At 44.4% G+C, this 23,975-nt stretch carries 20 protein-coding genes; 2 read left to right on the top strand and 18 right to left on the bottom strand.

The genetic code is table 11. The features are described 5' to 3' along the window. Positions 1-32: 32 nt before the first annotated feature. The 17 genes from AC4CUZ_RS01505 to AC4CUZ_RS01425 all read right to left on the bottom strand — a co-directional run bounded on the left by AC4CUZ_RS01505 (position 33) and on the right by AC4CUZ_RS01425 (position 17,892). Complete coding sequence (locus AC4CUZ_RS01505; protein WP_000122230.1) at positions 33-338, bottom strand: IS630 transposase-related protein; 306 nt, start codon at positions 336-338, stop codon at positions 33-35. 152 nt (positions 339-490) lie between these two features. Continuing rightward, positions 491-889, bottom strand: coding sequence for a Na+/H+ antiporter subunit G (locus AC4CUZ_RS01500; RefSeq protein ID WP_004692702.1), 399 nt, complete (start codon positions 887-889; stop codon positions 491-493). 11 nt (positions 890-900) lie between these two features. Further along, positions 901-1,176: a monovalent cation/H+ antiporter subunit F gene (locus tag AC4CUZ_RS01495; protein ID WP_490747156.1), complete on the bottom strand. Its 276-nt coding sequence runs from the start codon at positions 1,174-1,176 to the stop codon at positions 901-903. Then, entirely contained in the window at positions 1,173-1,694 is a 522-nt protein-coding gene (locus AC4CUZ_RS01490) for a Na+/H+ antiporter subunit E (RefSeq protein ID WP_004978767.1), read from the bottom strand. Before AC4CUZ_RS01490 ends, AC4CUZ_RS01495 begins: the two co-directional genes overlap by 4 nt. 2 nt (positions 1,695-1,696) lie before the next feature. Further along, positions 1,697-3,505 (bottom strand): monovalent cation/H+ antiporter subunit D, encoded by a 1,809-nt coding sequence (locus AC4CUZ_RS01485; RefSeq protein WP_114836918.1) that lies wholly within the window; start codon positions 3,503-3,505, stop codon positions 1,697-1,699. Further along, positions 3,505-3,870, bottom strand: coding sequence for a Na+/H+ antiporter subunit C (locus AC4CUZ_RS01480; RefSeq protein WP_004692695.1), 366 nt, complete (start codon positions 3,868-3,870; stop codon positions 3,505-3,507). Before AC4CUZ_RS01480 ends, AC4CUZ_RS01485 begins: the two co-directional genes overlap by 1 nt. A gap of 1 nt (position 3,871) precedes the next feature. Next, the gene (locus AC4CUZ_RS01475) at positions 3,872-6,712 is read right to left on the bottom strand and encodes a monovalent cation/H+ antiporter subunit A (RefSeq protein WP_005400933.1); all 2,841 of its coding nucleotides are present in this window, start codon (positions 6,710-6,712) and stop codon (positions 3,872-3,874) included. Between the two features lie 361 nt (positions 6,713-7,073). Beyond that, a complete protein-coding gene (locus AC4CUZ_RS01470; RefSeq protein ID WP_114836920.1) occupies positions 7,074-8,438 on the bottom strand; it encodes an ATP-binding protein in 1,365 nt (454 codons plus the stop codon). 38 nt (positions 8,439-8,476) lie between these two features. Next, positions 8,477-9,979: an AAA family ATPase gene (locus tag AC4CUZ_RS01465; RefSeq protein ID WP_078388536.1), complete on the bottom strand. Its 1,503-nt coding sequence runs from the start codon at positions 9,977-9,979 to the stop codon at positions 8,477-8,479. Positions 9,980-9,990: 11 nt separating this feature from the next. Next, positions 9,991-10,773, bottom strand: coding sequence for a bifunctional phosphoribosyl-AMP cyclohydrolase/phosphoribosyl-ATP diphosphatase HisIE (gene hisIE, locus AC4CUZ_RS01460; protein ID WP_004978775.1), 783 nt, complete (start codon positions 10,771-10,773; stop codon positions 9,991-9,993). A 189-nt stretch (positions 10,774-10,962) separates the two neighbouring features. Further along, complete coding sequence (locus tag AC4CUZ_RS01455; protein WP_114836921.1) at positions 10,963-12,249, bottom strand: FAD-dependent oxidoreductase; 1,287 nt, start codon at positions 12,247-12,249, stop codon at positions 10,963-10,965. A gap of 12 nt (positions 12,250-12,261) precedes the next feature. After that, on the bottom strand, positions 12,262-12,438 hold the full coding sequence (locus AC4CUZ_RS01450) for a hypothetical protein (protein WP_171355060.1): 177 nt from the start codon (positions 12,436-12,438) through the stop codon (positions 12,262-12,264). 71 nt (positions 12,439-12,509) lie between these two features. Next, entirely contained in the window at positions 12,510-13,586 is a 1,077-nt protein-coding gene (locus AC4CUZ_RS01445) for a patatin-like phospholipase family protein (RefSeq protein ID WP_419380878.1), read from the bottom strand. A 162-nt stretch (positions 13,587-13,748) separates the two neighbouring features. Next, the gene (locus tag AC4CUZ_RS01440; protein ID WP_419380879.1) at positions 13,749-15,368 is read right to left on the bottom strand and encodes an ABC1 kinase family protein; all 1,620 of its coding nucleotides are present in this window, start codon (positions 15,366-15,368) and stop codon (positions 13,749-13,751) included. A gap of 12 nt (positions 15,369-15,380) precedes the next feature. Beyond that, positions 15,381-16,052, bottom strand: a complete 672-nt coding sequence (locus AC4CUZ_RS01435; protein ID WP_005400926.1) for a ubiquinone biosynthesis accessory factor UbiJ — start codon at positions 16,050-16,052, stop codon at positions 15,381-15,383. Positions 16,053-16,075: 23 nt separating this feature from the next. Beyond that, positions 16,076-17,020 (bottom strand): bifunctional demethylmenaquinone methyltransferase/2-methoxy-6-polyprenyl-1,4-benzoquinol methylase UbiE, encoded by a 945-nt coding sequence (ubiE, locus tag AC4CUZ_RS01430; RefSeq protein WP_058868807.1) that lies wholly within the window; start codon positions 17,018-17,020, stop codon positions 16,076-16,078. Positions 17,021-17,187: 167 nt separating this feature from the next. Beyond that, positions 17,188-17,892 carry a DUF8198 family protein gene (locus AC4CUZ_RS01425; RefSeq protein ID WP_114836923.1) on the bottom strand — a complete coding sequence of 235 codons (705 nt, stop codon included), beginning with the start codon at positions 17,890-17,892 and terminating at the stop codon, positions 17,188-17,190. A gap of 195 nt (positions 17,893-18,087) precedes the next feature. Between AC4CUZ_RS01425 and pap the strand changes: the two genes are divergently transcribed. Beyond that, complete coding sequence (gene pap / locus AC4CUZ_RS01420; protein ID WP_114836924.1) at positions 18,088-19,515, top strand: polyphosphate:AMP phosphotransferase; 1,428 nt, start codon at positions 18,088-18,090, stop codon at positions 19,513-19,515. 55 nt (positions 19,516-19,570) lie between these two features. On the opposite strand, the gene AC4CUZ_RS01415 is transcribed toward pap, so the two are convergent. After that, positions 19,571-20,113, bottom strand: a complete 543-nt coding sequence (locus AC4CUZ_RS01415; protein WP_114836925.1) for a hypothetical protein — start codon at positions 20,111-20,113, stop codon at positions 19,571-19,573. A gap of 178 nt (positions 20,114-20,291) precedes the next feature. Between AC4CUZ_RS01415 and AC4CUZ_RS01410 the strand changes: the two genes are divergently transcribed. Continuing rightward, complete coding sequence (locus AC4CUZ_RS01410; RefSeq protein ID WP_114836926.1) at positions 20,292-23,972, top strand: exodeoxyribonuclease V subunit gamma; 3,681 nt, start codon at positions 20,292-20,294, stop codon at positions 23,970-23,972. Positions 23,973-23,975: the final 3 nt, after the last annotated feature.

Genomic DNA, 23,975 nt, shown 5'->3' with positions numbered 1-23,975 from the left:
ATCCCTAAGCTTTGTATCTGCTTTAGGATGGCTTAACGTCTTTTTTTAACTGTAATATTTAAGCGCTTTAATGCAGCACCAATAGATGAAACACCACAATTAAAACGTGCAGCACGTTCATATTGATAAGCATCAGGATACTTTTCAACATCTTCACGTAAAGCATCATCGTTAATTTTAGAAGGTTTACGTACACGAGTTTTTTTAATCTCTATACGTTTCTTCCATTCAACAATGGTATTTTTATTAATTTCAAATTGTGCAGCTACCGCTCGAATAGAATAACCTTCCTCAAGCTTAGCTAAAATTTTACGTCTAAAATGTTCTGAATAACTCATTGCACCATTGTATTGGTTTTATAATGATTTGACTATATCTAATACGTTTGAACCTTATCATTAGTACAATATACAGATTAGCGCAACACCACCATGTCAGTGCTGAAGCGCTAGAAATGTATTTATTTTTATATCTTTAAGGACACAAGCATTTAAAGACGATGTTCAGTGTCTTCATGCTTATTGCTAAAAGCTCTGCGACGAGTACGTTGCCAAGGCAGTGGACGATTGAGTGCTTCTGGAACGTCACCACTTAGTGAGCGTAAGCGTAAGTGCAAAGCCGCTTGCGCCATTAAATTTGCCGATACAGGTGCAGTTAAGAAGGCAAACAGCGTTAATAACAGCTCAGCAAAACCAAAGCGTCCTTGGAATGCAGAATAGATCATTGCCGCGATCAAGAAGCTCCCTAAGCCTAAGGTACTTGACTTGGTTGGAGCGTGCAGGCGCATGAATAAATCGGGCAGGCGCACCATTCCAATCCCTCCGACCAGCATGAAGAAAGTGCCGATCATGAGAAAAATGGAGACTAAAATTTCCATCGTAAGTTGCATCGATCTCGCTCCTAGTCAATCACATGACCTGAGGTGAAGTAGCGTGCTAAAGCGGCTGTAGAGACAAAGCCGAGCATCGCAACCAAAAGAGCACCTTCAAATAATGAAGTGCTGGCCCAGTAAATGCCTAAAATAATAATGAGGCAGATTGCATTTAAAAAGAGTGTATCGAGTGCTAAGAGTCGGTCTACAATCGATGGACCGATGATTAAGCGAATTAAGCACAGCAACATTGAAATGGTGACGGCGATTAAAAAAATCCCGAGGGCATAAGGCAAAATAGTCATGCTTTGTCTCCTGCTTCGACGCCAAAAATTTGCATCAACGGTTTTTCATAACGCGCTTTAATATTTTCAATCTCGGCATTTTCATCATCGGTGCTGAGGGCATGAACTAAAATGTCCCCGCGATCTTGATCGATGCCTGCTGAAACAGTGCCTGGTGTGGTGGTAATAATCATCGCCAGTAAGGTGTTTACTTCCTCATGTTGTGTTTCCAACGGAACACGAAACCACTTGGGTTGTAGACGATCAATCGGACCAAGGACCAATTTAGCCACTTGAATATTCGACACCACAATGTCGTATAACACCACAAAAAATAGTTTCAGCGCCGCTTTCCATTCAATATTTGGAGTGTAAGTAATGAATGGTCTGATCAGACGCGGAATAAAAATAGCCAGTAAAAATGCCATCACTAAGCTGGCTGCATCGACACTATGTGCCAACATCACCCAGCTCAGCGCAACAATCACCGAGACAAAAGGGTGGGGTAACCAACGCTCCAAAAACGACGTTTTTTTCATGTTTAAGGCTCCACCATCGGTTGTAGGCTTTCAGCATCGGGATTCACTTCAGCCTGTTGTTGCTGTTGCATTTGGCGTTTTTTGTATTCGGAAATATGTTCGCCTTCCAGTGTTTCTTCTGAAATTAAATATGGAATCAAATGTGCATTTGGATCCACCCGTTCGCCACCATATTTGGTTTCAGGTAAATTTTCACTGTCGAAAGGTTGTACGCTAATGGTTTGCCCATGCTCATCAGTTTTGAGTAAAGTCTGTTCATAGAGCACATTATTTTGGATTTGCTCAGCCGTTTGGTAAGTGTACTTTTGAATTGGACCTGCAAACACCATATAAGCGATTAAACCGACCAACAAGAGATAGATGGTTTTGTCATTGCGCTTCGGTGCTTGTTCAGGCAAAGCTTGGTACGCGGCATAAGCAGCTTCATCCGGGTTGTCTTCTGGTTTAGTTGCGCGCCAAAAAATCACGAAACCCACACGTGTAAACGCAATAATACTTAATAAACTCACCACTAAAACGGTCACAATAATCAGCAATTGATACGGTGAGTGTGCGGTGGCTTGAAGAATAAACACTTTGCCTAAGAAGCCACTAAAGGGTGGTAAACCTGCCATCATCAAGGCAATGGTGAAATAGGTTAACGCCACCACCTTATGCTGTTTCATTTGCGGTGCAATTTTAAAGTGGTCTTTAAACTCACCACGTTGAGAGGTAATCCAACCACTTAAAATATAGAAAGCTGCCGCAATAATGGTACTGTGCACCAAATAATACAGTGCCGCTGCCCATGCCAAGGTATTGAACAGGGAAATGGCGATTAAAATCGTGCCGACAGAAGACAAAATCATAAAGCCAATGAAACGACGTAAGCGTTCCGCACCCATCGCGCCAATCACACCATATACTGAGGTAATTAAACCAATCGGCAATAAAATGTATTGCAGGATTTCACGGCTAATTGCATCGTCAAATACGGTGCCATTAACACGTAAAATGGCATAAATACCGACTTTGGTCATGATGGTGAACAGGGCTGCTACAGGAGTGGTTGCAACCGCATAGGTTTTCGGTAGCCAAAAACCGACAGGTAGCATGGCTGCTTTAATGCCAAAGACTGTAAACAACAACAACCCGCCAGCAACAGCAATACGATGTTGATCGCCTTCCAATAGAGGCATCAGACGTGCAACATCCGCCATATTGAGGCTGCCGACGCTACCGTAAATCATGCCCAGACCAATCAGAAACAGGGCTGATGCCAACAAGTTAATGGTGACATAGTGAATGCCGAGTTGAAAACGCGCTTTGCCTTGACCGTGCAGTAACAGGACATAGGAAGCCATCAACAAAATTTCAAAGAATACGAACAGGTTAAATAAGTCGCCTGTCAGGAAGGCACCGGTTAAACCCATCAGTAGGAAATGGCACATGGCATGGAAGTAACGGCCACGTTCATCCCATTCTTTGCTGGCAAACCACATCACTGGAACAGCTAAGCCGTAGGTTAAAACCAGCATCAGGGCAGACAGTTGGTCGAGGACCAAAACAATACCAAACGGTGCAGCCCATTCACTCAGGTTATAAACACTGATTTGCCCAGAGCTGGCAAAGATTAGATAGTTGACCGCTGTAAATAAGCCCAAAAGGCCAGAGGTATAACTGATGCCTCGACGCCACGGTTGTCGCCAGTCTTGTGCTAAAGAACCTGATCCAGGATTGCCCAGTAATACCAAAATAAAGGCAGTAATGGCAGGAATTAAAATACTAAAAATTGGGGTGTGTTCGGTCCAAAATTGGATGAAGTCATTCATTATGGCTCATCCTCACGTGGGTCAATTTGTGGTATTTCTTCTTTAGAGTCAACGTGGTCGGTTCCTGTTTCATAACGACTGCGTAAAGCCAATTGTACAATAAACGCTGTGGTAGCAAAGCCAATCACAATCGCGGTTAACACCAAGGCTTGTGGCAAAGGGTCAGTGGCTTTGCTGGCTTCCGTGAGTACTGCGGGTGCATTAAGTTGAAGTCGCCCCATGGCAAATAAAAATAAATTGACGGCATAACCAATCATGGCCAAGCCAAGTACCACAGGGAAGGTACGGGCACGCAAAATCAGATAGATGCCTGTGGCAGTCAACAGACCAATAGCGGAGGCAAGTAACAGTTCTAAACTAATCATATTAATCCCCCTTCGGTACTGGACCAGACATACTAGAGTGACGCGAGTCCCCGAGTACTGAAATAAGTAGCATGGTTGCACCCACAACCGTGATATAAACCCCGACATCGAACAGTGCAGCTGTCGCTAGGTGCATTTCTCCTAAGATCGGTGGCGACACATAAAAGTGTGCACTGGTGAGGAAGGGACGTCCCCAGAACCATGCACCTAAGCCTGTTAATCCTGCAATGACCAGACCTGTTCCAATCCAGATTTCATACAAACGACCAGACTTGGCTTTGAGCAGTTGTTCTGCATGATCCTGACCGAGTGCCATGTACTGAATAATCAAGGCCAAAGCGGTAATTAAACCCGCGATAAACCCGCCCCCAGGCAGATTGTGTCCACGCAGGAAAATATACAGACTGACTACCAAGGCAATAGGTAAAATCCAAGACGCAGTGATACGAAGCATCAATGGCGATGGATTAAAACGGTAACTAAGACCTTTGGTCATGGTGGTGCCGTGGGTACGCATACCATCCATTAGGCACAGTGCACCAATGCCTGCAATGCCAAGGACTGTAATTTCACCGAAAGTATCGAAACCACGGAAATCGACCAAAATCACGTTGACCACGTTGGTACCACCGCCTAATGGAATCGACTGCTGCATGAAGAACCATGAAATGGAGTTGTGATCACGGGTCAAGATAAGCCATGTGATCCATGCAATGCCAAGCCCGCCGCCAATCGCAATCAGGGCATCTCGCCAACGGCGTGATACACTCGACTCATAGGGAGTGAGTTGTGGTAAAAGCGATAAACTCATCAATAACAGTACGGTGGTGACCACATCTACGGTGATTTGTGTCAAAGCCAAATCAGGCGCAGAGAAGCAGACAAAGACCATAGTTACGACTAAACCAATCGCCCCACTGATCAATACCGCTTTAATCCGTTCGTGGTGGAACCATAGCATCATCCAGCACGAAGAGAATAACAGTAGCCATAGTACGACTGCTAAAGCAGGGGCATGGGTGAGTTCACGGGTACCTGTGGTCAGCCCTTGTCCTAAAAATGGAAGTGAGACTATGGCAATACTGAAGATCACAATCCAAAGAATATAGCTTTGTAATTTACCGTTTTCAGTCAATCGTTTAAATTTGCGCGAGTTGAGCAGGAGTGACTTAAGGAATAAGTCAAAGGCAACTCGACCTTGTAGACGACCTAGATATGGATCGAGATCAATTTCTCGAATTTTGCCACCCTTCGCGAGACTGAAATAGAAAATCAGACCGCCAATCGATGCAATCAGGCTCATCAATAATGGCATGTTAAAACCATGCCATAGAGCAAGATGTACGCCTTCAAAGTCCATCACTTGGGTGCTGGCGCGTGCTGTGCTGTTGACGATATTTTCAACCAAGAGAGCAGGGAATAAGCCGACTAAAATACACAAAATCGCCAGTAAAGTGGCCGGTGCACGCATGCCAAACGGCGGCTCATGCGCATCTTTGTTCGGAACTTGCTTGCCCACTGGGCCATCGAAGAAAACCCCATGTACCAAACGCACAGAGTAAGCGACTGCAAAAATCCCCGCCAGTGTCGCGACAATTGCGGAGCAGATGAGCACAGGACCAGACAGATTGCTAAGCAGTTCAGTAAAGAACATTTCTTTAGATAAGAAACCGTTGGTCAAGGGCACGCCAGCCATCGATGCAGCAGTGACCATCGTCAAAGTGGCCGTATAAGGTAACAGTTGCCATAACCCACTAAGCTTGCGTAAATCACGTGTGCCTGACTCATGATCGATAATACCTGCGATCATGAACAGCGCTGCTTTAAAGGTGGCATGGTTAATAATATGGAAAATAGCCGCAGCCACAGCCAATGGTGATCCGATCCCCAAGAGACACATGATCAAGCCGAGATGACTGATGGTTGAATAGGCCAATAAACCTTTCAGGTCTTCTTTAAATATGGCAAAAAACGCAGCCATACACAGGGTAAATAGGCCAATAAAGGTGACCAAATTGTGGAACAGTGCCGCACCCGCAAAAATGGGTAACAGTCGTGCCACCAAGAAAATGCCCGCTTTTACCATGGTTGCTGAGTGCAAATAAGCAGACACGGGGGTCGGAGCTGCCATCGCGTTGGGTAACCAAAAATGGAATGGAAATTGCGCACTTTTGGTAAAAGCACCGAGTAAAATCAGCAGCAACGTAGGAACAAATAAAGCATGACTTTGAATTTGTGCTGTCATCGTCAAGATTTGATCAATCTCGTAGGTACCTGTGATTTGGCCGAGCAAGATGAAACCACCTAGCATGGCTAATCCGCCCATACCCGTAATGGTCAATGCCATTCGTGAGCCACGTTGCGCCGCGTCGTAATTGCTCCAATAACCGACCAACAGAAAAGATGAGATACTGGTCAACTCCCAAAAAACGAGGAGTAAAATTAAATTATTGGAGAGAGAAATCCCGAGCATGGCTGCCATGAACAACATGAGCAGTAGATAGAGTTTATTGAGAGAATTTTTTGGGCCTAAATAAAAATAGGCATAAATATAAATGAGCGTCCCGATGCCACTAATGAGTAAGGCAAAGAGTAGGCCTAATGCGTCTAGACGGAAGCTGAAGTCAATTCCAAGCTGCGGCAACCATGACCACGACTGCGTAATGACAGCGCCATTAAACACCTCTCGTGCTTGGGTCAGTAATAAGCCTAAACTTGTCATACTGACCCCAACAGCTGCGAAGGCGGTTAGCCTGCGTGAGCTCTGCTTCAGTAATGAGACAAGGGTTGTGCCAAGTATTAACGGTAACAATATAATAATCGGTAGCACACTCGTTTCCATTGTCGTGAATAGGTCAAAACCTATTGGTGAATCTCATCTTTCAAGGATTACAGGACTGCAAAGAGCAGCCCAAGAGTCTCAATCTTGAAAGCCAATGTGAAATTTAAAAATAATGAAGTTGTGTTGCGCAACTCATGAAGCGTTATAGCAAAATCCGATTTCAGTTGGAAGTTTGCAAGTAAAACCGATCATATAACATGACTAAAACAACATCAATCTTTTTTGCGCTGACGCAAAACATTATACGCGTGATGGTTGTTTCTTGGTGGATGGCAGGTACTTTCTCAGTGCAAGAAATGTAAAAAAGCGACCATTGGTCGCCTGTTTTTGAGGGTTGAAATAGATATGCTTATGAAGCAGGCTAAGTTAATGGATTTGCCGATGAAGCATCATCTTCAGCACTGAGTAAAGTAATCAAATGCTGTTGCTGTTCGGGAGAGAGTTGCTGTTGAATCTGTGTGAATAATTCAGCCACACTTAAATCTTGGGGTTCAGCCGCAATCGGTTCGGTGCTTCCACTCGTCGCTTCATGATTGGCAAGGTTTTGGTAAATCACATCGAACAGGTGTTGCAGTGGTTCGAGCTGGATCGGACTTAATTGCTTATTTTCCAGTTTGAGGCATTGAAACTCACTGGCTTGTTCCAGCAACTCACTTCGGTTGCCTGAGGCGATAATTTGTAGTCGAGGAAAAGCCTGATTTAAACGTTTTAACATGACTTGCGCCATATTTTGATCCAATTGATGATCAATCGCGTCAATCAATAGCACGCCGTCACCTTCTAAACACGGGAACAGGCTTTCAGGGTTGAGTAGGCATAAACGTCGTACAATATCGCCAACGAGCGCTACCCAGTTGCGAATACTATTGGAAAGCTGTTGATAGAGCATGCTGTTGCCATGGTAGCGCACCATCAGTTGTAACTTGGGATGATATTGCAAATAAAGATCTTCTATTTCGGGCAGAACGGTTGCTAACGCTTGCTTAAGCGCTTGTAGGCTGGGCGACTGGATGTGTGCTTGAGCCTGAGCCAGTTTATAGCTTAAGGGAATATCGGGTGGCATGCTTTTGGGCTGATGCAATATCGTTTGTAAAAACTGTGCAGTTTGCGCATTTTCAATATCGCTGATTTCACGGAACCACTCAAAGAAGCGCGCAAAGGTGGTATAGGGAATAGCTGAAATTTCATAGGCATGTGCATGTTGGAAAATCAGGGGATTGTTCTTGCTGAGAATATTCATCTCATTGACAAAACGTTCCGCAGGATAATATGCAATCAACGGCAAACCTTGCAGCGGATCTTGTAACGTTGCCTGCTGATATAGATTGACCAGTTGTTCGAGTTCCAATGTTTCCACTCGACTGATGCCAATGCCTTGTTGGTTTAAGGTTTTGTAGAGTTGCCATGTATAGGGTTCGGGCGCAGCATCGGCTGCCGTAGGTTTGAGAGCATACAGCTCAGCGGGCACAGCAACTTGAATATCAATTTTGGACTGTAGGCGGTTCAGCATAATGTCGTGATCTAACATCACCACACCTGCAGAGCGTAAATCTTTATAACGGGCTGCAAACCAAGTCAGAGCCTGATAGCTAAAACGTAAGATCGAGGTCTTGCCTGAGGCTTGATCGCCTAAAATTAAAGTGACGGGTTTATCGTGATAAGAAAAATCGACTTTAAGGTCAGCAAAATGCAGGATGTGTTTCAGGTGAATCGATTGAATTTTCATAGAACACCCGCAGCGGTTGTGACTATTTTTACATTCGACTATCCAGCAACTTTACGTAATGAGCTTGGCATTTGTTTTTTCAGCTGTTGCATCAGGTCGTAAATGTGATGGATATTTAAACTTACTTTAGCACGTGTACAGGCCACGTAAAGCAGTCTTAACTCTTCATCACTAATTTTATGGTCTTTGTCGTTGACCTTAAACTGATAATCATCTTCGATGTGAACGCGATTCCACTCTAAGCCTTTGGCTTTGTGTGCGGTAGAAATAATATAATCCGCTTGTTCAATCGGCGTAATCTTCGCTAGGGCTTTTTTGAGTGGATCGGTGCCATGATCATCCACCAATTTCACTAAAGGCTTGATGTCACTGCCGTCATTGGTTTCGCAGTATTCATGTACATCATGCCAAGAATTAAACCAGGCCAGTTCAGGCACATCGGTGACGCGTTTGCCTTGTTTAAGCATCGCGGCGGCATCGACAAAGCGGTTCAGTTTGACATGGTCGGCTTGCAGGCTGACTTTGTCACCATGGACCAGTCCTGAGAGCAGCAATTCCATGGCGCGCGCATTGGTGCGACATAAAATCGCATCGCGCATTTTGGTATGAGGTTTGTTGACCACTTTGGAGTTGAGCAGAGGGTTGCCCATGAGCGGCACGGTTTCATTCAAGGCGCCTAAAATAGCATTGGCATGCAATGCAATCTCTTCACCAAAACGGAACGAGGTGGTGAGACGTGACTCAGGCAAAGGCAGTTGTTGCATGGCATTGACAGCACCGCGCCATGCATAAATTTGTTGGTGTGCATCTCCGACATAGATCACTTGTGTATTGCGCTGTTTCAGTAAGATGCCCAACATCAGTGGGTCAGCATCTTGTGCCTCATCAAACAACACATAGTCACTTGGGATATTGGGTTCAGACAGCGCCCACAGTTTTAAATAAATATCGTGACCAATCCCAGCCTGATGGTTGGGATCAATCGACTCTAACCAACGTCGTTCAATGGCAGGGTAGAGGTGCTTTTGTAGTGAATCGATATCATCGGGATGTAACCAGCTCGGTGCTTGCAAATGTCGCGGTGCAGGATACTGAGAACTGGTTGAACAGAAGTGACTCACAGCATTGGCCACAAGGCTGGCCAAGCGTGATGGCATCAACACATATTTTTCATAACGTCCGCCCATCATCCGTCTTAGGGTGATGGGTTCAAGGCGGTATTCTTTGGCAATAAAACTCGGACTTAAACGAGGCAGACGAAGTTTGTCCGTCACTCCACGTGGAACACTGCGAAAAGCAAGCGAGTGAAAGGTTCGGCAGTCGACATTGCCATGAAATTTCGTTTGCGCTTCGCTGGCAATGGCTTTGTTGAACGCTAAATACATGCCACGTCTTTGTGGCATGGCATCGCTAATCATTTGCAGTGTGGTGGTTTTACCTGTGCCTGCATAGGCAATCACTTTAAACGATTTGCCCAGACGCGCGTTATCAATGGCAATGGCTTGCTCATAAGTCGCGCTCGGTTTGATGATATTCGACACAGGCAATAAACTTAGTGGCTGCGGTTGGCTTTTTCAAGCAAACCAGAAAGCCCTTGACGACGTGCCAATTCATTAAGAACCACTTGAGGGTCTAAGTCGAAATAGCCTAAAACCACAATCGTATGGAACCAAAGATCTGCCACTTCATAGATCAAATCATTTTTATGGTCTTCATTGGCTTCAGATTTAAAATCCTTAGCCGCGATAATGGTTTCAACCGCTTCTTCACCGACTTTTTCTAAAATTTTGTTGAGACCTTTGTGGTACAGCTTTGCAACATAAGACGAGTCAGGATCAGCTGCTTTACGCTCAGCCATCATTTGACCGAGGTAGGACAAAACTTCAACTTGCTCAGACTGAGCCGTTGAGGCATTCATTGCCAATGTATGTGGATTTTTCGATTTTTCGCCATAAATCGCGTTCGGGTCTTTGAGCTGTGCATCCACAATTTCCCAGCCATTTGGCGTGAGTTTACGGTAGAAGCATGATTCACGCCCTGTGTGACAGGCAATTCCGCCGTGCTGTTCAATTTGCAGCACAATTACATCGGCATCGCAGTCGAGACGAATTTCATGTACGGTTTGAAAATGCCCAGATTCTTCGCCTTTGTGCCATAACTTGTTGCGTGAACGAGAGAAATATACGGCTTGGTTTTTCTCAGCCGTCAAAGCCAAAGCTTCACGGTTCATCCATGCAACCATCAAGACACGTCCCGTTTGGTGATGCTGTGCAATGGCAGGGACTAAACCTTGTTCGTTAAATTTTACTTCATCGAGCCATTGCAAATTGTTCATAAGATTTCACCAAGCGAATAAATATTGAGAGTGTTACGATGTTAACGTAGCGCGCTATAGTCTACGTGATTTAAACAGAATAGAGGAGAAACTTTCTACAGTTATCTCACAGCGGCTTAATTGATATATTTTAGAAATTCAACCATCAGTCACCCATCCAAAGCGGATGACGATGATTGTCATCGCATTCTACACAGAATGATTGTTTTGTTTTGCAATATCCCGATAGTTCATTTGACTGAACATGCCTAATTTTAAACCTGAAATCGTCACCGCCATTTCTTTACGGAAATAGGGGATTCGATACATCCAAGCAAAGCTTAAATCACGTAAACCACCTGCCCACCATAGGTCAGATTGGTAAAGTGGTGTGAGTAAACGACTTAAAAATTGATAGAACGCCGTCGAACTTTGACGGTGTTGATGATACGTTTGCCAGAGTTGAACATAATCAATGTTTTCATTTTTTCTTGCACTTTGAACCGCTTGCCCCAAAGCCCATGCATCTAAAAGGGCCATATTTGCACCTTGCCCCAGTTGTGGACTCATCGCATGTGCTGCATCACCCATGACACCAATACGACCCTCACCAAACTTAGACAGCACCACATCACGATAATTTGCAGTCAACCATTGTGATTTTTGTTCAGGCCGGGCAATGACTTGTTCTAACCAATCCGCAGCAGGTTTCCAACGCTTAGACACTTGGTTTAACCAGTCTGAGTAAGCTTGTGAATTGTGTAGAAAGTTATTTAGCTGATGGCTTGGAAGACTCCAAAATACACTCGACAGTCTTTGCTTGGGTTCATGTGGCACTGTACCTGTCGGTAAGATTCCCATCATGATTTTAGAGCGATCATGAAACTGATGTAAAATTTCTGTATCTAATTCAAGACATTCGGGAACAATTGTCCATTTGGCTCCCCAAGGATAAGCTTGATCAACCTTTACCCATTCTTTCGGTCTTAAAAGGCTGCGTGCGCCATTGGCAATGATCACAGCATCAAAAGCTTGATCAAATGATTCACTATCTTTACTACCCAAAACCCGAACTTGATAGGATGTTTCTTCTAATTTCTGAATGTCGGTATTCATATACCACGTAATGAGTTCTGGATATTCACGGCATTTATTTTCTAAAACATGACATAACGTTGCTCGATGAATCCCTACACCATAAAAATCAGGATGCGCTTGTTGATAATGACTATTGACCAGTAAATTTCCATTCGGTAATTGACCTTTGAGCCCAGTGACTTTTGCACCCAGTCTTAAAACTTCATCTAAAAGGCCTAAATGCTCAAAAACAGCTAAACCAGAGGGCTGTAGTAACAGTCCTGCTCCGACAGGTTCAAGTTCTGAGGCTTTCTCTAAAATACTGACTTGAATATTTTGTCGAGCCAGTAAAATCGCAGTGGCTAACCCTGCGGTTCCTGCACCGATGATGGCGAAGTGGGGGGAGTGATTAGAAATCATAGATCGAATGATTTAACCATTGTCTAAAATGAATGCATGACGAATATCATCAGGTTTTTTTAATTGGTCGATGTTGATTTGAATGGAATCCTCTAACGAGCTTGCAATAATACTTTTTTCCCATGATTCATTTTTTAATTCAATGATTTGAGCATATTTTTCTTGTTCACTTAAAATTATTGTTAGCATAGAAAAAATGTAATCTCGATTTTCTTTATTTGGTCAGATTAAACAAGATTACATTCATGCGCAAATTTTGTTTATAAATCTTGTATGACCTGTGCAAAATGCTGTTTTTCCACCATTTCCAAGAACTCATCACCTAAGCGCTGACTTTCAGAAATACATTGGTTCCACATTTGAATGCGCTGTTTTTGGTCGAGCCCTTTGAGGGTGAAATCTTTACGATCGGGCAGGCGTCCTAAAGGTAAGCTCTGTAAATAGTCTTGGGACGGAGAAAGGAGCAGCGTACGGGCTTGGTTTTCAGGATTGGCGCGACGTTTAAACAGTTTATCAAACCACCCCGGCGTAATGCTGTCCGTAAAGTGCGGATAAAGCACAATGCCTTGACTCTCAAAAGGCAGATCCATGTGATAATCAATCAGACCACCATCACGATAACTGCCTTGTGGTGCATCTGGAATATCGCGAATCGCGGCCATCACGCCTGGAATAGAGGCTGAAGCAATCAGCCAAGGCAGAACGTTTCTAGCGGTGAGACTGTGATAATGAGTGAGGAAATCATCTTCTACTTTAAATTGTTTGCTATTGCTGGGCTGACTAATCACTCGTTGCATAAAGTGGCGACTATGCTTTCGCGCAACAGCGGTTGTGCCGATGATACCTGCCACAGAGGCCAAGAGCGGGAGAACTTGGTCACTTTGGAAGATGTGTTGAGCCTTAATCGACAGTACCGCGAGGTGGTAATCGGGATGATTGACCAATTCCGCTTCTTTGCCTTGCACCAAGTCGAGCAGCATGCCACGGCAAATATCACTGACTTCTTGACGCTGCATTTTTTTGTCAAAATAGAGATTGGTATAGAGTTCACCTAAACGTTCGGTACCTGCTTTTGCACCGTGCGCTAAGATGCTGGCAAAGCGCCAACTGCCAATGGACGAACCAATCAAAGTCCGTCTTTGCGGCGCACGAGCAAAGAATTCACCAAAAATAGCTTGGTCTAAACCTTGAATCCCGATCCCTTTGGGCCCACCTGCGGCACCGGGTACAATATCGACCTGCTCAGCTTGTAAGCCTTCGCTTTGAATGAGTTGACGTGCTAATTTACCTGCACGAATGCTTAAAGCTGGAGGGTGTTTATGCAGGATTTGAGTCATCGTGATCATTCAAAATAGACAATATGTATTGTCATTTTAACTGGTGAGAGAATGAGCGCATTGGCAAAAGTGATCCAAGAATGACTTGGGAGTCACTTCCGACATAAAACCTAAACATAAAAAAGCCTGAGAGACTCAGGCTTTTAATACAGCAGAAAGTGTCTATTTAAACACGCGCCACACCGCCAGTAAGCTGGTGAGTACAATTAAAATCACTGAAATAAACCAAGGCGAGATAATCGCAATCGACAGCAAAATGGCCATGAGACTACCAAAAATCCAACTGCGTTTTTGCTGATGCTCCATTTGTAGGCGCATACTTTGCAGTTCATTGAGCTGTTTAGCATGCCAAGCTGATTGGTTTTTGAGACCATTTAAGCTATCGACCAACAGCGTTGGGAAGTCTTGTGCCCCTAAAAGTAAATCTGGAATTTTTTGTCCCAGCTCTTTTAGGTTCTTTTGTAGATTCATTTGCGCTTTGATCCAATCGGTCAGGATTGGCTTTGCCAAACTCCAAATGTCCAGCTCTGGGTAAAGGTCAGTCCCTAAACCCTCAACATGCACGAGGGTTTTAAGCAGCAGCATCAGCTGTGGTGGAATTTCCAAATGGAAGCGTCGTGCAATATCCATCACTTGAATCAAAATGCCCGCGAAGTCCAATTCATGCATGGGTTTGGACACCATTGGCCCGACCGTGCGACGCATTTCACGTGCTAGTGCATCTTGGTCTGTACCCGGGGGAATCCAACCAGCTTGATGCACGATTTGAATCAGTTGCATAAAGTCGCTGTTCATGACCGCAAGTAGCATACGTGCCACGGTCATTTGGTCGTGCTTCGATAACTCACCCATAATGGCACAGTCCAGCGCAATATAGCGTGGTTGGCTTGGGTTTAGGGTTTCAACGAAGACATTGCCCGGATGCATGTCGGCATGGAAAAAGTTGTCACGGAAGACTTGGGTAAAGAAAATGGTTAAGCCTTTTTCCGCCAAATCTTTACGATCCATCCCCAGTTTTTCAAAGGTTTCAATGTCTGAAATGGGAACGCCTGTAATGCGTTCGGCCACCATCACGTCCTTGCTATCCATATAGACTTCAGGCACATACATCATGCTTGAGCCTGTAAAATAATGGCGCATACGACGGGTATTGTCGGCTTCTAATGTCAAATCCAGTTCATTTAAAATGACCTGACGATAGTCCTGAATAATTTCAGATAAGTGCAGTGCACGCGCGGCTTCTAGGCGTTTTTCTAGAAAATCACCTAGCCATTCTAAAATTTCAAAGTCTTGTAAAATTTGACTACGAATAGCGGGACGGGTGACTTTCACCACCACTTCGCGACCATCATGTAAAGCGGCCGTATGTACTTGAGCAATCGAGGCTGCTGCCAAGGGTTGTTCGTCGAAGCGAGCAAACAGCGTGTTTACATCGGCTTTCAGTGAGTCTTGAATGCGCATTTTCGCCACATCAGAACCAAACGGTTTGACACGGTCTTGGAGTAAAACCAGTTGTTGTAACACTTCAGGTGGAATTAGGTCACGACGAGTAGACAGTAGTTGTCCCATTTTAATCGCCAGTGGTCCCATTTCCTCTAAAGCTTGTTTGAGCTTCAGTGGATTTTTTCGTTCACGACTGGACCATGCCGCAGGGTGCATACGAATTACACCCAGCGCATGGCGCGCTTTTTCAGGCAATTCTTCCGCAGGAAACAACGTGTCGAGTCTATAGTGCGCGGCAATGCGCCAAAGTTCGAGTAAACGTGAAACGTGCGGAATCATATATGTAAATACCTAGTTTTGAGTTGAGTCTTGAGTGTCAATCTGTGCTTGAAGCTGTTGAATTTTGGCTTCGGCACGATCTAAGTTTTGATTAAAAATGCGGGTGTCTTGATGCAGATCATCCATTTGCCAACGTGGGGCAAATAGACCACTGTCTTCTTTCAAGGCATCTTCAGCAAAGAAAAAATGACTTTGTAAGGCCTGTTTGATGTGTTTTGGGGCCAGCTGAATTTTAGCCAATTCATGCGCCAAACTTGGGCCAATCCATGGGCTTAAATACGCAGCCAAGTCAGGCTCAGCGTGTTGCATAATCCGTTGAATATCCTGTAGAAGGTGATAATCACCTTGGAGCGGGATATTGCCGATATCATCCGCCAGTAATAGCTTGAGCAGCTCAACCACATTGGCCACCGTTAAAGTTGCGGTTGCTGGGGTGTGAGATTGAGCTTGGTCAAACGGGCGTTGTTCGAAAATGGACGCTGTTTCACTATGCCCTGTAACGGTAGGTTCTAAGCGCACTTTGGCTTGGTCAAAGAACACATCTACAGACAGTTGCGGGGATGCGATCACCACACGTAACATCTTGCCTTGTAGTTCATTGAGCTGGATGCGAGTGATCGCATCCAAATTAATCACATGATGAATTAATCGTTCAACTGCACCGAGTGCCAGAATCGACCACATAATTTGCCCTTAAACGTTTAATTTTAAAGTTTAAAACCACGGTGTACAGCAACGATACCGCCTGTCAGGTTGTGATAGTCACAGTTTTGGAAGCCTGCATTTTCCATCATGCCTTTTAGCGTGCGTTGGTCTGGGTGCATACGAATGGACTCGGCTAAATATTTATAGCTTTCTGAGTCATTGGCAATAATTTTACCCATGATCGGCAGTGCGGTGAACGAGTATAGGTCGTACAGTTTTGAAAACGGTTCAAATACAGGTTTAGAGAACTCTAATACCAGTAGGCGACCACCTGGCTTAAGCACGCGGTACATCGCAGCAAGTGCTGCATCTTTATCAGTCACATTACGTAGACCAAATGAGATCGTGAGTAGGTCAAAGCTGTTATCTTCAAATGGCTCTAAGGTTTCAGCATTGGCTAATACGAAATCAACATTGGTACATCCAGCATCAATCAGGCGGTCACGGCCAACATTGAGCATGGATTCGTTAATGTCTGAAAGTACTACATGACCTGTAGGGCCAACTTCGCGGCTAAACACTTTAGCCAAGTCGCCTGTCCCGCCAGCAATATCTAATACGCGTTGACCACGACGTACCCCTGACATATTGATCGCAAAGCGTTTCCATAGACGGTGAATACCAAAAGACATCAAGTCATTCATAATGTCGTATTTGCTGGCAACCGAGTGGAAAACTTCCGCCACTTTTTGCGCTTTATCTTCACTGCTGACAGTTTGGTAACCAAAGTGTGTGGTACTGCCGACGTTACCTGTGTTGGCACCGCGAGGAAGATTGTATTTAGGTACAGAACCCGTCACTGGGGTATCAGTCAACTGTTGTTGTAATGATTTTTGTTGACCTTGCGCCGTACCTTGGGGTAATGGTTCAGTTAAAAATGGACTCACTTTGTCTGTGTTTTGTGCCGACTCTTGAGTAGCGGTAGGCGTTTGATTTTCATTCGACATGGGAGTCACTCCTAACATAGCAATAGGGTAAATGTTGCAGTGCATGCATGATGACAGATTCTAGGACGTTGTACAGTAACCATCATGCAATTGTGCTGAATAATATACAGAAAAACAGCAGAGCTATGCAGCCACTGCCTTATTTTTATCAAGGAATAATCTGAAATTTACTGAAATGGGTATAGATGACCCGAATGTACTTTATCAATAATTTGACGTTCCACCGCAGTAAAGTCTTTCACAAATTTCTCCGCCGACTTTAGCGGTTTCATGGCCAAAAAGCCATCTTGCATAAAATCATACATGATATTGAAGTTATATTTGTTGGCCGTCCCTTTACACATCTTAAAAGCGGTATAGACCATAAAAGAGCGCATGTATTTATCGAGGTTCTTACCCAATTGATCGAGTAAATATAGCTGTTTCAAGCGTTCTTCGCCTTGTTCTAGTTTTAAGTAGGCTTGGCGCATCAAATCATCGGTTAAGGCTTCATAGGGATGGTGATCTTTCAGCAATTGCATTGCTACTTGTTCATCCAGTCGCACCGCCAAAATCGCCAACTCAACCCCAGAGGTACCGGTTTTAATGGCATTTTCAGGAATTAATTTCTCTGCTTTGTGCGCATATTTGCTCAAGCGCGCAATTTGTCCCGCCAAAGCATCAAAATCTGGGCCACCATATAAACGGTTGATAAAATACTCGGCCATCAACAGATTTTGCTTTTCTGTGAAAGTTTTGTTGTGGGTACGCTGCATTCGCTGTTTTTGCCAAGTTTGCACATCTTGTAAACGTTGGAAGAGCACCGAATCTTGATGATAATGCAATTGGTAATACTGTTCTAAAAGCTCATCGAGGGCGGCGAGTTTGGACATTTGCTGTCTCAGTTCTATTTAAAGATAGCTAAATCTTAGTGCGTGATGACGGAACTCGCTATGACAAAGTGACAAAAAAACTATTTATTTGTGGTCAGTTTGATGTAGAAGTAGTCAAAAGATACATATGAAAATCATCTAGACCATCATTTTTTAGGATCTAGTGATCTGATTAAATAGAAAAAAGGAGGGGCAATGGATACAGAAACGATCGCCAGTACAGTGCTGAACGAAGAACAGCTTTCACTGGACTTAATTGAAGCGCAATATGCGTTGATGAATACCCGTGATCAGAGCAATGCAAAAAGTTTGGTGATTTTGGTCAGTGGAATTGAACTTGCGGGTAAAGGCGAAGCGGTAAAACAGCTGCGCGAATGGGTTGATCCGCGTTTTTTATATGTCAAAGCCGATCCACCGCATCTGTTTAATCTGAAGCAGCCTTTTTGGCAGCCCTATACTCGATTTGTACCTGCCGAAGGGCAAATTATGGTGTGGTTTGGTAACTGGTATGGGGACTTGTTGGCTACGGCCATGCATGCTTCAAAACCTTTAGACGACACTTTGTTTGATGAATACGTCAGCAATATGCGGGCTTTTGAGCAGGACTTAAAAAATAACAACGTAGATGTTTTAAAAGTTTGGTTCGATTTGTCGTGGAAGTCTTTGCAAAAGCGTCTAGACGATATGGACCCGAGCGAAGTGCATTGGCATAAGTTGCATGGGCTAGACTGGCGCAATAAAAAACAATATGACACCTTACAAAAGCTACGTACGCGCTTCACCGATGACTGGCAAATCATTGATGGTGAAGATGAGGATTTGCGTAATCACAATTTTGCACAAGCAATTTTAACATCGCTGCGTCACTGTCCAGAGCATGAAAAAAAGGCCGCGCTAAAATGGCAGCAAGCACCAATACCAGATATTCTGACTCAGTTTGAAGTCCCTCAAGCTGAGGATGCGAACTATAAATCAGAATTGAAAAAACTCACCAAACAAGTGGCCGATGCCATGCGCTGTGATGACCGTAAAGTGGTGATTGCTTTTGAAGGTATGGATGCTGCGGGTAAAGGGGGGGCGATTAAGCGTATTGTGAAAAAGCTCGACCCACGAGAATATGAAATTCATACCATTGCCGCACCTGAAAAGTATGAGTTACGCCGTCCTTATCTGTGGCGTTTTTGGAGCAAATTGCAGTCGGATGACATCACTATTTTTGATCGGACGTGGTATGGACGCGTTTTAGTCGAGCGGGTAGAAGGCTTCGCAACCGAGGTAGAGTGGCAACGCGCTTATGCGGAAATCAATCGTTTTGAAAAAAACCTCAGCAACAGTCAAACCGTACTGATTAAGTTTTGGCTGGCGATTGATAAAGATGAACAAGCGGCGCGTTTTAAAGCCCGCGAAAGTACCCCGCATAAACGCTTTAAAATTACCGAAGAAGATTGGCGAAATCGCGACAAATGGGATGACTATTTAAAGGCAGCCGCGGATATGTTTGCACATACCGATACAGGTTATGCGCCTTGGTATATTATTTCCACCAATGATAAACAACAGGCCCGCATTGAAGTCTTAAGGGCAATTTTAAAACAGCTCAAAGCGGATCGCGACACAGATTAAGAAACTTAAAAAAAACGGTCATTTGACCGTTTTTTATAGAGGCGGATTTAGTTCTTTAACTTAAGGGAATTTGGGTCACTGGCGCTGCAACAGGAACACCTTGTTCAGCGGCTTGTTTTAGTTGAATGCCTTTGGCGAGCTTATACGACTCTTCCACATGAGTTTCCGCAATTTTTTTCATCATGACATAACCCAAGCTAGCCGCAATCATCTGCCCACCAAGAGGAATGAATTTGGTGACTTGTTTGGTGATGTATTTGGCTGCCATGTTATTGAGGGATTTCTTCACGGCTGTACGTGCCACCACCAATCCTGAGAACTCCACGCCACGTTTACGCAGTTCTGACCAATGTATTTGCTTGGTTTCTGGGTCGTAGACACTGACTTGCTCTGGGGTTAAACCAAAGCGGGCATTAATTTCGGGAATCAACTGCGACAATATGCCCACATCAATCACCACATCAAGGAAAGGGACTGGAATAACCGCTGCACCTGCGGAAAAATAGGCGCGCTTTTTGACTAAATCCAAACACTCTTCACGGATTTGTTCTAAATTTAAAGAGGGATCAATTTTTTCTGGAATATGCTCTAATTTCATTTTCTAAATCCTAAAATATCCTGATTCACATTGATTCTAGTTTTGCTTAAAGTACGTATTTTAAAGCAAATTTTAAATAGAAATATGTCATCAAAGTGACATAGACAGAACCAGAAGTATAGTCAATAATCTGTGTACTTTTGTAGATTTTTCATAAGATGGTTATTTGAGAGGAAACATGGCGATACACGTAATACAAAGTCAGCGTATTGATGTTCTGTTGCAAGCCATGCAAAAAACCGTCTTTAAACCGGCCAAAAATGCCTTTCAAGTGCTGCAAGCACAGCATTTTATTGTACCTTCACCTGCGGTTGAGGCTTGGCTAACACAAAAGTTGGCAGAACAGCAGGGCATCAGTGCCAACACGCAGTTTCATCATCGTATTCGTGGTTTTCAATGGTCGGCTTATCAGTGGGTTTTGGTCGACCAAAAAGATGAAGTCCGTAAAGCCAATATTCCGCGATTGATTATTAAATGGCGTGTCTTTCAAGCCTTAAAAGAATTTATACAAGCCGAGCTGAATCCTTTAGAGGTTGCTCATCCGTTGTATCCGATTATTCAGCGGATCTATGCCAGCGCTGACCGTTTGCAACAAGGCATCGATAAACAGCTCAAAAAGCAAAGCATGCTGTATTGGGTCGCGGAGCAGGTTTCACGGCTGTTTAGTTTTTATATGGATTATCGTGGGCATTGCACCAAAGGCTGCCCACCGCAAAGTTGCCGTTGCCAGACCAATTGGTTACAAGCGTGGGGCAAAAACCAGCCGCTCGATTTGGAGCAGATGTTCTTTAAAACTCAGCAAGAACTCAGTGCTTTTCAACTCAATCAAGCTTATGAATTGGAAGCATGGCAACGTTGGCTCTGGCAAGTGGTGTTCCATGCTGACTTTGAACAAATTCAGCGTATTGATACTGCATTTTGGGGCTTACTCGATCAAGCAGAGACCCGAGACGCTGCACTTAAAAAGTTGCCTGCACAGTTGGTGGTATTTACGGTTTTAGATTTACCGCCAAGGCAATTGGAGTTTTTACATCGATTGGGACAATACCTCGAGATCTTTATTTTTCACTATAACCCATCGCAAGAATATTGGGCGGACAGTGTCGATCCCAATTGGAAAGCGCGTTATGACGCACGGGTGAAGCAGCGTTTTATTGAAAAAAATCCAAATGCCAATGATGCCGAGATTCAGCAGTTTTTTGATGAGTTTACCCTCAATTTTAATGCAGAAACCCGAGAGTCTCGCCATCCTTTACTGACCCGATTTGGTAAACAAGCGCGCGACCATTTCTCTTTACTTTCCAGCCTTTCTTCAGGTGAAGACGGCGTCTGGGCCGATATCTTTGTCGATGAATATCCAGAAACTTTACTTGGTAAAATTCAGTCTGATGTCCTGTATTTGGTAGAACCTACGCAGCATCAGTATGCCTTGGCTGAACAAGATGATTCGATACAGATTCATGTCTGTCACTCCAGCCTTAGACAGCTTGAAGTCCTCAAAGATCAACTGACGCATTGGTTGGCTCAGGGCACGGCTGATGCACCGCGACGTCCAAGCGATATTTTAGTGTTGACGCCCAGTTTGACTGAGCTAGAACCTTTTATTCGCAGTGTTTTTGCGCCTCCTCCGCATGAGCGTGAAGCTTTGCAAAAGGGTCACCAACTCAGTAAAGATAGTATTTATCTGCCGATTAAGCTGGCAGGCGTGACTCAACTCGATGCCTTAAATGCCTGGCGTGCTGTGCTGGGACGGATGGTCTTGGTGCGGGGGCGTTTCAGTATTGAGGACTTTGCTGATTGGCTCAGTTTAAATGCAACGCAACAACGTTACGGCTTAGACATGAATATGATCGAGCGAATGACGGAGCTGTTGATCAACGCAGGCTTTAAACGTGGATTGGATGCCGAGCATTTAAAACGTAGTCTGGCCGAAGGGGATGAAGATTATCGTTATAGTCTGAAGTTTGCCTTAGATCGTTTGGCTTTAGGCGCCGCTGTCCCAGAGCATGTGCTGTTTCATGAGACCTTGAGCTATGCCCAAGTACAGTCGAGTGATTTTGAGCTGATTGGTGTTTTGATTGAAATTTATCAAGATTTTAAACATCGTTCCGAGTGGATGATCGCGCATGAAACTGGACAACGGACGACTGCTGAAACTTGGCTGAATCGTTTGATGGAAGATATTCGCGAGTTTGAAGCTGCGGGTGTCGAGTCTTTGGCCGCAGTGTATAAGATGGTCAAAAAACAAGAACGTATGCTGACCTTGGCGAGTTTTTATGATGAACACGACCATCATGCACTGCGCAGTTTAAGTTTACCTTTGCCTTATGTATTAGAAGAAATCCAAAAGACCTTAGAAGCGCAACTGGACTATGCAGAACCCACGGGGCAGATCACGTTTAGTCAAATTGGCCAGATTCGACCTGTGCCGTATAAGTTGATCGTGATGTTGGGCTTGGACAGTGGCAAGTTTCCCAACCGCAGTGCGCATTTGCCTTTTGACCTGATGGACTTGCTGAAGCCACAACTGGGGGATCGTTCCCGTTTGGAAGATGATCAAGGGGCTTTTCTAGATGCCTTGTTGTTGGCACAAGAGAACATATGGTTATTTTATAATGGCTTTGATATCAACGATGGTGAAGTCCGTGATCCGTCTACGGTATTGCAAGAACTGATTCAGCATATGGCCTTTATTGTGCAGCCTGACATACAAAGCAAGAGTGTCAATGCAACGGTTGATAAGCATGGTGTGACTGTCCCTGCACAGTTGGCATCGCTGTATCATGTCCATCCTTTATTGCCTTTTGATCCGCGTGGTTTTGAGTCTGAGCACAGTATTCGTTTTCAGGATCAATGGTTTCAGGTCGCGAAACAACTACAGTATGCATCGGGGCAACGGAGTAGTTGGGTTAACACGCCTTATCCAAAATTAGAGCAAGATATTCAAGTTCTTGATAGTCAGCAGTGGATTCAGGACATCACTTTCCCTGCAAGGCTGTATCTCAAGACGTTAGGCGTGGAAAACTTAAAACCAGAAGGGATTCCTGCAACGCAAGAACCGTTACTGCTCGATGGTTTAGGACGTTATGCCATTCGTCATTTTTTACAACAACATGAGGCAGCGGCAGATGCCAATCTTTTGATGGATCAACTGCCGATTGGTAAAGTCCAAGATGGGGTCTGGCAAATGAGCGTGCTTGAGCAGCAGCGCTTGCTGACACGTTTACAACGCTATGCACCCGAGGCTACAGCCACGACCCAACAAGTCTGGAAGGTGAATGAACATTTACAGATCAATGTTACTTTAGCCAAATACAGTGCTGAAAAATGGGTCAGTGTAGAAGCATCCAGTGCCAGAGCAAAGCGCCGTGCCAAAGTTTGGTTAGAGTATTTACTGTGGTTGGCTTATGTCAATTTGGGAGAGGGCGGACAGCAATATCAACGCATCGTGGTGTTTAGTGACCGAACCATTTTATGTACTGGTGTGAGTTCAAATCAGGCGCGTGAATGGCTCAAACCTTGGTTGAAAGCATGGGAGTATGCACAAACTCAGCCTTTGGTTTTACCTGCGGCCTTGTTACTGAAAATTGCAGAAAAAGATAAAACGCATGAATGGCAACTGAATGATCAGGAACAGATGGTGATTGCGGACATGGACGCCATTTATAAAGTGTGGGAAGAAGATGGTCGCTTTAGTGGTTTTTCAATGACTGAAAACGAAGCCAATAAAGCACACCGCGACTGGCAGTTTATTCTACAAGAGCAGGATGCCAAGGCATTACTTGCCCATGCCTGTGAGCAGTTTTCTTATGAACTATATCATCCGATTTTTTTGCATCAGCAAAGCCTTGAGGACTAAGTC

It is taken from the genome of Acinetobacter sp. 789_lipA, assembly GCF_058242845.1.
Note: the sequence above shows the minus strand (reverse complement) of the source record. Positions and strands in the feature narration are given on the sequence as shown.